We start from the raw sequence: 12,085 nt of genomic DNA on the forward strand, positions 1-12,085 counted from the left end.
GCCGGAGGCCGGAAGGGGGCGCGAGCCCCCTCCCCTGCCCGCCTACCGCTTCAGCAGCAGTTCCGCGATCTGCACCGCGTTCAGCGCCGCGCCCTTCAGCAACTGGTCGCCGGCCACGAACAGGGCGAGCGAACGGCCCGAGGGGTCGCCGACGTCGCGGCGGATGCGACCCACCAGCACATCGTCCTGGCCCGAGGCCTCGGAGGGCATCGGGAAGTGGTTGGCGGCGCGGTCGTCCACCAGGCGCAGGCCCGGGGCGGCGGCCAGCAGTTCGCGCGCCTCCTCCGGCGTCACCACCTCGTCGAACTCCACGGTCAGCGCCATGGCATGCGCGCGCAGCACGGGCACGCGGATGCAGGTGATGCCGATCGGCAGCTCGGGCGCGCCGAGGATCCGGCGGGTCTCCGCCACCACCTTGGTCTCCTCGCCATTATAGCCACTCTCCGGGTCCATCTCGGCGTTGTGGCTGAACAGGTTGAAGGCGTAGGGGTGCGGCAGGACCTTGGGCTCGAAGCTCTCGCCCCGGAGATAGGCGGCGGTGGCCTCGCGCAGCTCCTCCATCGCCGCGGCGCCGGCGCCGGAGGCCGCCTGATAGGTCGCGGCCGTCAGCCGGCGGATGGGGTGGGCGCGGTGCAGCGGCGCCAGGGCGACGGTGGCGATGGCGGCGACGCAGTTCGGGTTGGCGACGATGCCGTGATGCCCGGCCAGGGCGGCCGCATTCACTTCCGGCACCACCAGCGGCACCTCGGGCTCCATGCGGAAGGCCGAGGAATTGTCCACCACCAGGGCGCCCGCCTTCACCGCGGCGGCGGCGAAGCGCTTGGAGATGCCGGAGCCGGCGGAGAAGAGTGCGATGTCGACGCCCGCGAAACTGTCCTCGGTCAGCGCCTCGACGGTGACGGGCCGGCCCTTGAAGTCGAGCGTCCGCCCGGCCGAGCGCGGTGAGGCCAGCAGCTTCAGCCCGCCGAGCGGGAAGCCCCGGCTCTCCAGGCAGTGCAGCAGCTCGACACCGACGGCGCCGGTGGCGCCGACGATGGCCACCACGGGCGCGGCGGCCTCGACCTGGCGGAAGGCGGCTTCGGCGGGTTCTTCGAGGGACAGCATGATGTCTCTTCCATGGAGGCCGGAGGAGACGGGGCGCCGGTTCCGTCCGGCAAGGCCCCGTCCGTCTCCGGCGGGGCCTTCTGGTGCTATGCCGCGGTGTCGGTCCGCGCAGCCACCAGAGGACGCCCCGCCGGAGCGGTCGTCTTGGTAATGCGCTTGAGGGTGATCGTCACGGACATGCGAGGGATTTTGCCGGCCGGCACGGCGCCGTCAAGAGGCGGCCTGTGCCGCCTGACGCTCGAAAACCACGGTGCTGCCATGCCGTGCCTCCTCCGGCCGGCAGAGCGCGGCGAGCGCGGGCGCCACCTCGGCGGGCTGGACGATGCTGGCGGGGTCCTCCCCCGGCATGGCCTGGGCGCGCATCTTGGTCGCCACCACATCAGGGTCGAAGAGGTTCACGCGCAGGGGGGTGTGCTCCACCTCCCGTGCCCAGGTCAGGACCAGATGCTCCATCCCCGCCTTGGTCGCGCCATAGGCGCCCCAGTAGGGCTTGGGCCGCCGTACCCGCCCGGTGGTGACGAAGACGGCCCGGCCGGCGGGCGCGGCGCGCAGCGGCGGGTCGCAGGTGCGGATCAGCCGCCAGCTCGCCGTCAGGTTGACGCCGACCACATCCGCCCAGTCGCGCGGCTGGATATGCGCCACCGGCGTCAGGCTGCCGAGCGCCCCGGCATTGTGCACCAGGATGTCGAGCCGGCCGAAGCGCTCGACCAGGGAGGGGCCGATGACGTCGATCTTGTCGGCCTGCTTCACCAGGTCGAAGGGCAGCAGGGTGGACCCGCCGCCCAGCGCCCGGATCGCGTCGTCGGTCTCCTCCAGCCCCCCCTGGGTGCGCGCCACCAGCACGCAATGCGCCCCCAGCCGGGCCAGCTCGATGGCGGTGACGGCACCGATGCCACGGCTGGCGCCGGTGATGAGGGCGACCTGCCCGGCGAGCGGCCGCCCCGTCTCTGGCTGTCCTGTCACTGGCCGTTCGCCGCCAGCAGGGCGGGCACGCGCTCGGGATGGCCGACGAGATCGGTCAGCGGAATGGCATAGTCGCCGGTGAAGCAGGCGTCGCAATACTGCGGCGCGCCGCTCTCGCGCCGGGCGTGGCCGAGGGCGCGGTAGAGACCGTCGAGCGAGATGAAGGCCAGGCTGTCGGCGCCGATGATGCGCGCCATCTCCTCGACATCGTGGTTGGCGGCGAGGAGCTTCTCCCGCTCCGGCGTGTCGATGCCATAGAAGCAGGGATGCGTCGTCGGCGGCGAGGAGATGCGCATGTGCACCTCCTTGGCCCCGGCCTGCCGCACCATCTCGACGATCTTCTTGGAGGTGGTGCCGCGGACGATGGAATCGTCCACCAGGATCACCCGCCGCCCCTCGATCATCGGCCGGTTCGCCGAATGCTTCAGCTTCACGCCCAGATTGCGGATCTGGTCGGTCGGCTCGATGAAGGTGCGGCCGACATAGTGGTTGCGGATGATGCCGAGCTCGAAGGGGATGCCGCTCTCGGCGGCGTAGCCCATGGCGGCGGGCACGCCGGAATCGGGCACCGGCACGATGACATCGGCCTCGACATGGCTCTCGCGCGCCAACTCGGCGCCGATCGACTTGCGCACGCCATAGACCGGCGTGCCTTCCATGACAGAATCCGGCCGGGCGAAGTAGATGTACTCGAAGATGCAGAACCGGCTCTGCTGCCGGCCGAAGGGGTTGATGCTGCGCAGCCCGCTGTCATCGATGACGACGATCTCGCCCGGCTCGATGTCGCGCACGAACTCGGCGCCGACGATGTCGAGGGCGCAGGTCTCGCTGGCCAGCACCATGGCGCCCTCGGGCAGGCGGCCAAGCACCAGCGGGCGGACGCCAAGCGGATCGCGGGCGCCGATCAGGGCGCCGTGATGCAGGGCGATCAGCGAATAGGCTCCCTGCACCTGCTTCAGCGCGTCGATCAGGCGGTCCACCACATTGGCGTAGAGGCTGATGGCGATGAGGTGGACGAAGACCTCCGAATCCGTGGTGCTCTGGAACAGGCAGCCGCGGCGGACCAGGGCGCGCTTGAGGGCCGTCGCATTGGTCAGGTTGCCGTTATGCGCCACGGCGAGGCCGCCGAACTCGAAATCGGCATAGAGCGGCTGGACGTTGCGCAGCGCCGTCTCGCCCGTCGTCGCGTAGCGGTTGTGGCCGACGGCGGCGCGGCCCTTCAGCCCGGCCATCACCTTGGCGTCGCCGAAGATGTCGCCCACCAGCCCGAGGCCGCGATGCGCGTTGAACACGCCCTTCTCCGAGCCCGGATCGGTCAGGGCGACGACACCCGAGGCCTCCTGCCCGCGATGCTGCAGGGCATGCAACCCGAGGGCGGTCAGCGCCGCGGCATCCGAGGCGTTCCAGACACCGAAGACGCCGCATTCCTCGTGGAAGCCGTCGTCTTCATCCCAGGGGTTGGTGGAGGGCAGGGGCTGCATCGGTGTCCTCGCTACCGGCCTCGCGCCGGGGGCCGCAGCAGCTCGTCCATGCCGGGGATGCTGCGCTGCGGCAAATCGGGAAGTCGCGGGCGATACTCCGGCGGAAGCCACGAGACAAGCGTCCCGGCGCCATCCGCCACCAGGGGTAGGGTCCGTGCGTCGCGCACCGGCTCCGGCCAGCGATCGACAGCGGGAAGCAACAGCCCGCCGACGATATAGGCGAGGACGACCAGGAAAGCACCCCGCGCGAGACCGAAGACCATGCCGAGGGCGCGGTCCAGACCCCCGAGCACGGAAGCCCGCACCCTGCCGGCGAACCAGCCGATCATCAGCTTGAGCACCACGAGGGCAACCAGGAAGACACCGCCGAGCGCGATGATCTCGGCCAGCCAGTCCGGCTCGACCCAGGTCTTCACCAGCGGCCCGGTGCCGGGCAGCATGTAGAGCGCGAAGAGCACGGCGCCGGCCCAGGCGCCGACGCCCAGCACCTCCTGCACCAGCCCGCGAAAGAAGGCGATGAGCGCCGAGAGGGCGAGCACCGCGAGGACAATGCCGTCCACCCAGGTCATCGGCGCCAGCCTATAGCCAAGCCCTGTCCGGCTGTCACTCTTCCTCTGGCCCTTCCGGCGGAGCCTCCGCCCCGGCCCGCGCCGCCCCGGCCCGCGCTGCCCCGGCCTGGCCCGCCGCCGCCGCGGCGATCGGGGCCACCAGATCCGCCAGATGCCCGACCTCGTCGAGCCGCAGCCCCTCCGGGCCCTTGCCCGGGGTCCGCCCCCCCCGCGCCACGCGGCGGGGCAGGGTGGCGCCGGCGAAGCCGAGCTTCGCGGCCTCGCGCAGGCGGAGATCGGTCTGCGCCACCTGCCGCACCTCGCCCGAGAGCCCGACCTCGCCGAAGAAGACTCGGTCCGGATCGGTCGGCCGGTCGGTGGCGGCGGAGACCAGCGCGGCGGCCACCGCCAGATCGGCCGCCGGCTCGTTGATGCGCAGCCCGCCGGCGATGTTCAGGTAGACGTCGTTCTGGCCGAGGCTGACGCGGCACCGGCTCTCCAGCACCGCCATCAGCATGGCCAGCCGCCCGGAATCCCAGCCCACCACCTGCCGCCGGGGCGAGCCGCCGGAGGCCGAGGGCGAGAGCAGCGCCTGGATCTCCACCAGCACCGGGCGGGTGCCCTCCATGCCGGCGAAGACGGCGCTGCCGGAGATGTTGCCGCGCCGCTCGGCCAGGAACAGGGCCGAGGGGTTGGCCACCTCCATGAGCCCCTTGTCGGTCATCTCGAAGACGCCGATCTCGTCGGTCGCGCCGAAGCGGTTCTTCACCGCCCGCAGGATGCGGAACTGGTGCCCCCGGTCGCCCTCGAAGTAGAGGGTGGCATCGACCATGTGCTCCAGAACGCGGGGACCGGCCAGCGTGCCCTCCTTGGTGACATGGCCGACCAGCACGACCGCGAAGTTGCGGGTCTTGGCCAGGCGCGTCAGCTCGGCGGCGCAGGCGCGCACCTGGCTGACCGTGCCGGGCGCCGAATCGAGGCTGTCGAGCCAGACCGTCTGGATCGAATCGACGATCACCAGCGTGGCGTCACGCTCCTCCTCCAGGCTGGCCGCGATATCGCGCAGGCTGGTGGAGGCGGCGAGGCCCAGCGGGCTCTCGGCCAGGCCCAGCCGCAGGGCGCGCAGCCGCACCTGGTCGATGGCCTCCTCGCCCGAGACATAGAGCACGCGCCGGCCCGCCGCGGCGATGCGCGCCGCCGCCTGCAGCAGGATGGTGGACTTGCCGATGCCCGGATCCCCGCCCACCAGCACGACCGAGCCCGGCACGAAGCCGCCGCCCAGCACCCGGTCCAGCTCCGCCATGCCGCTCACCGTGCGCGGCGGCGGCGCCGCGCGGCCCTTCAGCCCGACGAACTCCAGCTTCCGCCCGCCGCCCGACTTGCCGGCCGGGCCGGGGGCGCGGACCTCCGGCTGCTCCTCGACGATGGTGTTCCATTCGCCGCAGGTGTCGCAGCGGCCCTGCCAGCGCGGCGCCAGGGTGCCGCAGTTCTGGCAGACGAAGCGGTTCGGGGACTTGGCCATCCGGCAGATATGGAACAGAAGAGGTACGGCGGAAAGGGGAGGCGTCAGGCCGGGCGGGGTGGCGCGGCCCCGCCTTCGCCATAGAGGTCGTCGAAGAACCGCCGCTCCAGGGCCACGGCGCGGCGGAACAGGGCGAGGCAGACATCCGCCTCCGCCGGCCCGACCCGGTCCAGCTCGCCACGCAGCCAGCCCACGAAGTCGCGGAAGGCCTCGTTCGCGTGCAGGGCGATCCATTCGGCATGGACGAAGTCGGGCGGCGGCGGCCCCTCCAGCCGGCTGGCCCAGCTCAGGTAGAGCCACTCGGCGACGCAAAGCACGGCCAGGCAGCGGGCATAGGACCGGCTCTCCGCCGCCACGCCCATCAGCGCCTGGAAGCTGCGCGTCGTCTCGCTCAGCGCCGGGGCGTCGCGCTCCGCCGCCGGCACGCCGAGCGCGTCGAAGGCGCGCTGGAAATAGGTGTTCTCGTCGCTGGTGATCATCGCCAGGAAGCGCGAGAGGCGCAGCCGCGCGGCATAGGAATCGGCGCTGGCGATGGCGGCCCCCAGCAGCGCCACGAAGCGGTCGATGAACTGGTAGTCCTGCACCAGGTAGCGGCGCATCACCGCCGGCTCCACCCGCCCGGCCAGCAGTTCCTCCACGAAGCGGTGTCCGGTCGCCGCCTCCCAGTCGGCGGTACAGCGCTGGCGCAACTGTGCCGAGAAGCCTGGTTCCGGTGTCGCCCTGGCCATCCTGCCGCCTCCCTTCCTTGTCCCTTGGCCCCTTCCCCTCCCGCGAGGGGTCGCCGCCGCGATGGATTCTGCCTAGAGACAGGATCAGAGACCACCGCCCCCGAGAGGATTTTCCGCATGACCAGCTATGATCTCATCCTGCGCGGCGGACGCTGCGTGCTGCCCTGGGGCGAGGCGGAGGCCGATATCGGCGTGCGCGCGGGCCGGATCGCCGCGATCGGCGCGCTCGGCGGCGCCACGGCGGAGCGCGAGATCGACTGCCGCGGGCTGCATGTCCTGCCCGGCCTGATCGACCCGCATGTGCATCTGCGCGACCCCGGCGATCCGGCGGTGGAGACGATCCCGACCGGCACCCGCGCCGCCGTGCTGGGCGGCATCGCCACCGTCTTCGACATGCCGAACACCACCCCCTCCATCACCACGCAGAAGGCGCTGGAGGAGAAGCGGGCCTATGCGCAGGGGAAGTCCTGGTGCGACATCGGCTTCTACGTCGGCGCCGGCAAGTCCAACATCCCGGAGCTGGCGGCGCTGGAGCTGGAGCCGGATGTCTGCGCCGTGAAGGTCTTCGCCGGCTCCTCCACCGGCGACCTCCTGGTGGAGGACGATGCCAGCCTGGAGCGGGTGATGCGCTCCGGCCGCCGCCGCGTCTGCTACCACTCGGAGGATGAGTACCGGCTGCAGGAGCGCAAGCCGCTCTATGCCGCCGGCGGCCCGCACCGGCTGCACGCCGAGTGGCGCGATGTGGAATGCGCCTTCCTCGGAACCCGCCGCCTGATGGCGCTGGCGCGGGAGACCGGCCGCCCGGCGCATATCCTGCATGTCTCCACGGCCGAGGAGCTGGCCTATCTGCGCGACTTCCGCGACGTCGCCACGGTCGAGGTGCTGGTGAACCACCTCAGCCAGACCGACGAGGCCTATGACCGGCTCGGCGGCTACGCGGTGATGAACCCGCCGATCCGCGACGAGCGGCACATGCGGGCCGCCTGGGCCGCCGTCGCCGATGGCACGGTGGACTGCATCGGCTCCGATCACGCGCCGCATTCCCGCGCCAACAAGGAGAAGCCCTGGCCGGCCACCGCCGCCGGGCTGACCGGGGTGCAGACGCTGGTGCCGATCATGCTGGACCACGTGAACGCCGGCCGCCTCAGCCTCGGCCGGATGGTGGACCTGATGGCCGCCGGCCCGGCGCGCGTCTATGGCGCGGTGACCAAGGGCCGCCTGGCCGCCGGCTTCGATGCCGATTTCACCATCGTCGACCTGCGCAAGACCCGCACCATCGAGGAGAGCTGGATTGTCTCGCCCTGCGGCTGGACGCCCTTCGCCGGCCAGTCCTGCACCGGCTGGCCGGTGATGACGCTGGTGCGCGGCCATCTGGTGATGCGTGAGGACGAGATCCTGGGCGAGGCCATCGGCGCGCCGGCGCTCTTCCACTAAGGGGGTCTGCCGGGAGGTCGCGCCTCATGCCGGCGTGGACCGGGGATTCTCACCTGAGAGAGGGTCGCGCCGCCTTCCCTGAAAAAAGGAAGGGGGCGCGGACCGGGACCTGCACGCCCTGCCCGCGTGCAAGAAAGTCTGGCGGATGGCGTCCCCCTTCAGGTGCCACCAGCCTGGAGCGCGCGGTTCGCATAGTGACACGCGCTCCGTCCCGGCCCGCTCCCGACACCTGGCCTCCCCTGCAGGCCGGGCATCGGTTCCCGCTGCGAGCGAGGACTGGCGGACCCGGGGAGAGTAGTGCGGGATCCGGAGCGGTGGGACGGTAGTAACCGCTTTCCGCCAGCCCTCGCTGCAACTGCGAGTTAGTCGCAATAAACGCTGTCCCCTGGCCGGCGTCAAGCGGATTCCTCGGCCTCCTCGAAATTCGGTTAGGACTACCGACTCCACCAGCTCGGCGACCGCGACGCCCTGATGCATGGCCTTGCCGACGCGGACGTCCTGAACAAGGCGTGCGCGGCCTTGCGCACCTTGACCTCGCTGATGACATCGCCCCGCCGGTCGACCACCGGCTGGCCATGCTCGGAGATGACCGAGGCCCAGCCCCATATGGTGCGGAGGCTGGCATCGGCCTTCATCAGCTCGGCCTCGGCGCTCTGCGGCAGGTCGACGCGGACGGCGGGGGAGTCGTCAGGCGGGATGACGTCAGTCACGGGGGAGGCTCCTCGGGCAGCGCCGACGGCAGGCCGGCGAACAGGCGCGTGTAGGTGGCGAAGGCGTCCTCGATCTGCGCCTCGGCATTGGCCTCCTGGCCGTCGGAATGCATGGCCGCGGCGCCGATCGCGGTCATGAAATCGACCACCGCCATGAGCGTCGGGGCTTGGCGGTCGGCGCCCGCATGGTGCCGCAGCACGTGCGCATCCATCGCCTCGCGGCTGTGCAGGCGGGTCGGCCGGAAGGCCGGGTCCTGGCCGGTGAAGATCCGCCAGACCCGCGTGGCCTCGTCGATGTCCCGCTGCACCCCGGCGTGCGCGGCGGCCGGCGGATCGGGCTGCTCGAGGGCGAGGCGGACGCGCTCGACATAGGCCTGCGCGAGGTCGCGCAGCACCCCGTCGACCACCTTGAGGTCGCCGAGATAGCCGGGATGGGCAGCCTCGCGCAGCGCGGCGGCGGTGGCACGCGCCGCCTCGGCCGGGACGGCGCCAGCGGGGCGGCCCTGGTCGGGGCCAGGAGCGGGATTGGGCGGCGGACGATCAGACATCGCAGGACCTCGTTCGGCGGAGGGTCATTTGGGCGGCATCATTCGGGCGGCAATGCGATCACGTCGACGATCACACGCCATAGGCTCCCACACCCTTGCCCCATAGGCCATTGGTGACGCCCTGCTGCACCCTCAGTACCGCGAAGCGGGTGCCCGGCGGCAGCACCATCTCCATCTCGTTTCATGCATCGACAAAGTACCGTGCAGGTCCGAATTCCACGGGCAGGTCCGATTTCCGGCACGGAAAGGTCCTGTGCGGATAGCGCACGGCGTTGCGGGGCGTGGGAGGGCCGACCTAGTGTCGCGGGATGGCACCGGCCCGCGCTGACAGCGGGCGGCGGAGGAAACCATGCTCAACCAGGAAAATCCCGCATGATCAACAAGATCGTCCGCGACATGGCCGAGGCCATGCAGGGCATCGTCGATGGCTCCACAGTCCTGGTCGGCGGCTTCGGCTCGGTCGGCCAGCCCGATGCGCTGATCGACGGCCTGATCGAGCAGGGCGCCAAGGATCTCACCGTCGTCGCCAACAACGCCGGCGCCGGGCGCGTCGGCCTGGCGCGGCTGATGGAACTCGGCCGCGTGCGGAAGATCATCTGCTCCTTCCCGCGCAGCGCCGGCTCGGTGGTCTTCGAGGAGCTGTACAAGGCGGGCCGGCTGGAGCTGGAGATCGTGCCGCAGGGCACGCTGGCCGAACGCATGCGCGCCGCCGGCGCCGGCGTGCCGGCCTTCTACACCCCGACCGGCTACGGCACCCTGCTGACCGAGGGCAAGCCCACCGCCGAGTTCGGCGGCCGCCCCTGCGTGCTGGAGCACGCCCTGCCGGGCGATGTGGCGCTGGTCCAGGCGCACCGCGCCGACCGCTGGGGCAACCTCACCTACCGGCGCTCCGGCCGCAACTTCAACCCGGTGATGGCCATGGCGGCGAAGCTCACCATCGCCCAGGTCGACCTGATCGAGCCGCTCGGCACGCTGGACCCGGAGCATGTCGTGACCCCCGGCATCTTCGTCGACCGCGTCCTGACCCATCCCGTCGCCTGAGGAGGCCATCATGAGCGAGACGAGCTTCACTTCCTGGTCGCGCAAGGACATGGCGCGGCGCCTGGCGCGGGACATTCCCGAAGGTTGGTACGTCAACCTCGGCATCGGCATCCCGACCATGGTGGCCGACTACGTGCCGCTGGAGCGCGAGGTGGTGTTCCATTCCGAGAACGGCCTGCTCGGCATGGGCCCGGCGCCCGGTGAGCTGGATGCCGATCCCTGGCTGATCAATGCCGGCAAGCAGCTGGTCACGCTGCGCCGCGGCGGCGCCTATGTGCACCACGCCGACAGCTTCGCCATGATCCGCGGCGGGCATCTCGACCTCTGCGTGCTCGGCGCCTTCGAGGTGGCGGAGAATGGCGACATCGCCAACTGGGCGACCTCGGCCAACGACACCGCCCCCGCCGTGGGCGGCGCCATGGACCTCGCCGCCGGTGCCAAGAACCTCTGGGTCATCATGGAGCACACGACCAAGGAGGGCCGTTCCAAGCTGGTTCGCCAGTGCGGCTATCCGCTGACGGCGATGCGCTCGGTGCGCCGGGTCTACACCAACCTCGCCGTGCTGGACGTCACGGAACAGGGCTTCGCCGTGGTCGAGATGGCGCCGGGGCTGAGTTTCGACGACCTGCAGGCCCGGACCGACGCGCCGCTGCGCCAGGCGGAGCCCGCCTGATGGCCGAGGCCTTCATCTGCGACGCCGCGCGCACCGCCATCGGCCGCTATGCCGGGGCGCTCGCCGCGGTGCGCGCGGACGATCTCGGCGCCGTGCCGATCCGGGCGCTGGTGGCGCGCCACCCCGGGCTGGACTGGGGCGCGCTGGACGACGTCGTGCTCGGCTGCGCCAACCAGGCCGGCGAGGACAACCGCAACGTCGCGCGCATGGCCCTGCTGCTGGCCGGCCTGCCGGACAGCGTGCCCGGCAGCACCGTCAACCGGCTCTGCGGCTCGGGCATGGACGCCACCGGCATCGCCGCCCGTGCCATCAAGGCGGGCGAGGCGGAACTCATGCTGGCCGGCGGCGTCGAGAGCATGACCCGCGCGCCCTTCGTGCAGGGCAAGAGCGCGGAGGCCTTCGGCCGCCAGGCGGAGATCCATGACACCACCATCGGCTGGCGCTTCGTCAACCCGCTGATGAAGGCGCGCTACGGCGTCGATTCGATGCCGGAGACGGCGGAGAATGTCGCCGCCGACTTCCAGATCTCGCGCGCCGACCAGGACGCCTTCGCCTTCCGCAGCCAGCAGCGTGCCCGGGCCGCCATGCTGCGCGGCCGCTTCGCCGAGGAGATCGTCCCGGTCGAGATCAGGCGCCGCAAGGGCGAGCCGCTGATCGTGTCCGAGGACGAGCACCCCCGCCCGGAGACCACGCTGGAGGCGCTGGCCCGCCTGCCCACCCCCTTCCGCCGCGAGGGGGGCAGCGTGACCGCCGGCAATGCCTCGGGCGTGAACGACGGGGCCTGCGCCATCCTGCTGGCCAGCGAGGACGCCGCCGCGCGCCATGGGCTGACGCCACGCGCCCGCGTGGTGGCCAGCGCCACGGCCGGGGTGCCGCCGCGCATCATGGGCTTCGGCCCGGCGCCGGCCACCCGCAAGGTGCTGGAGAAGGCTGGCCTCTCGCTCGGTGAGATCGAGGTGATCGAGCTGAACGAGGCCTTCGCCGCGCAGGCGCTGGCGGTGACGCGCGACCTCGGCCTGCCGGACGATGCCGAGCATGTGAACCCGAATGGCGGCGCCATCGCGCTCGGCCACCCGCTCGGCATGTCCGGCGCGCGACTGGTGCAGACGGCGGTGGCGGAACTGCACCACCGCCGGGCCCGCTACGCCCTGGTCACCATGTGCATCGGCGTCGGCCAGGGCATCGCCATGGTGCTGGAGCGGGTCTGAAGGGCGGACGGGCCGGCCTTCGCCATCGGAATGGACGAACCGGATCGTCCGGTGTCCATGCCCTCCCGCAGCTCTCCCTCGCGCGCCCCCCCCGGCGCGCGTCGGCACGTTCCGCAGGCTCCCAT

General features: G+C 71.6%; 12 protein-coding genes. 4 read left to right on the plus strand and 8 right to left on the minus strand.

Going from position 1 to position 12,085, the window contains the following annotated elements; all coding sequences use genetic code 11:
- Positions 1-42: 42 nt before the first annotated feature.
- The 6 genes from ACVMLK_RS09425 to ACVMLK_RS09450 all read right to left on the minus strand — a co-directional run bounded on the left by ACVMLK_RS09425 (position 43) and on the right by ACVMLK_RS09450 (position 6,346).
- The gene (locus ACVMLK_RS09425; RefSeq protein ID WP_457486248.1) at positions 43-1,104 is read right to left on the minus strand and encodes an aspartate-semialdehyde dehydrogenase; all 1,062 of its coding nucleotides are present in this window, start codon (positions 1,102-1,104) and stop codon (positions 43-45) included.
- Between the two features lie 210 nt (positions 1,105-1,314).
- Positions 1,315-2,067, minus strand: coding sequence for an SDR family NAD(P)-dependent oxidoreductase (locus tag ACVMLK_RS09430; RefSeq protein ID WP_457486249.1), 753 nt, complete (start codon positions 2,065-2,067; stop codon positions 1,315-1,317).
- Positions 2,064-3,548, minus strand: a complete 1,485-nt coding sequence (gene purF, locus ACVMLK_RS09435) for an amidophosphoribosyltransferase (RefSeq protein WP_198365906.1) — start codon at positions 3,546-3,548, stop codon at positions 2,064-2,066. Before purF ends, ACVMLK_RS09430 begins: the two co-directional genes overlap by 4 nt.
- Before the next feature lie 11 nt (positions 3,549-3,559).
- Complete coding sequence (locus ACVMLK_RS09440; RefSeq protein ID WP_422921768.1) at positions 3,560-4,117, minus strand: CvpA family protein; 558 nt, start codon at positions 4,115-4,117, stop codon at positions 3,560-3,562.
- 34 nt (positions 4,118-4,151) lie between these two features.
- Positions 4,152-5,618, minus strand: a complete 1,467-nt coding sequence (gene radA, locus ACVMLK_RS09445; RefSeq protein WP_457486250.1) for a DNA repair protein RadA — start codon at positions 5,616-5,618, stop codon at positions 4,152-4,154.
- A 44-nt stretch (positions 5,619-5,662) separates the two neighbouring features.
- On the minus strand, positions 5,663-6,346 hold the full coding sequence (locus ACVMLK_RS09450; RefSeq protein ID WP_457486251.1) for a TenA family protein: 684 nt from the start codon (positions 6,344-6,346) through the stop codon (positions 5,663-5,665).
- Between the two features lie 117 nt (positions 6,347-6,463).
- Here ACVMLK_RS09450 and ACVMLK_RS09455 point away from each other — a divergent pair, with 117 nt between their 5' ends.
- Complete coding sequence (locus tag ACVMLK_RS09455; RefSeq protein WP_457486252.1) at positions 6,464-7,780, plus strand: dihydroorotase; 1,317 nt, start codon at positions 6,464-6,466, stop codon at positions 7,778-7,780.
- A 434-nt stretch (positions 7,781-8,214) separates the two neighbouring features.
- Here ACVMLK_RS09455 and ACVMLK_RS09460 read toward each other — a convergent pair whose 3' ends face one another.
- Both ACVMLK_RS09460 and ACVMLK_RS09465 read right to left on the minus strand, forming a co-directional pair.
- A complete protein-coding gene (locus tag ACVMLK_RS09460) occupies positions 8,215-8,490 on the minus strand; it encodes a hypothetical protein (RefSeq protein WP_457486253.1) in 276 nt (91 codons plus the stop codon).
- Positions 8,487-9,038 (minus strand): hypothetical protein, encoded by a 552-nt coding sequence (locus ACVMLK_RS09465; protein ID WP_457486254.1) that lies wholly within the window; start codon positions 9,036-9,038, stop codon positions 8,487-8,489. Before ACVMLK_RS09465 ends, ACVMLK_RS09460 begins: the two co-directional genes overlap by 4 nt.
- A gap of 372 nt (positions 9,039-9,410) precedes the next feature.
- On the opposite strand from ACVMLK_RS09465, the gene ACVMLK_RS09470 reads away from it, so the two are divergent.
- Genes ACVMLK_RS09470 through pcaF form a run of 3 tightly spaced genes read left to right on the plus strand, consistent with a single transcriptional unit; the run spans position 9,411 to position 11,960 of the window.
- Positions 9,411-10,079, plus strand: a complete 669-nt coding sequence (locus ACVMLK_RS09470) for a 3-oxoacid CoA-transferase subunit A (RefSeq protein WP_457486255.1) — start codon at positions 9,411-9,413, stop codon at positions 10,077-10,079.
- A gap of 10 nt (positions 10,080-10,089) precedes the next feature.
- On the plus strand, positions 10,090-10,752 hold the full coding sequence (locus tag ACVMLK_RS09475; protein WP_422921775.1) for a 3-oxoacid CoA-transferase subunit B: 663 nt from the start codon (positions 10,090-10,092) through the stop codon (positions 10,750-10,752).
- Positions 10,752-11,960: a 3-oxoadipyl-CoA thiolase gene (pcaF, locus tag ACVMLK_RS09480; protein WP_198365897.1), complete on the plus strand. Its 1,209-nt coding sequence runs from the start codon at positions 10,752-10,754 to the stop codon at positions 11,958-11,960. Before ACVMLK_RS09475 ends, pcaF begins: the two co-directional genes overlap by 1 nt.
- Positions 11,961-12,085: the final 125 nt, after the last annotated feature.

This window comes from Teichococcus aerofrigidensis (assembly GCF_054073225.1).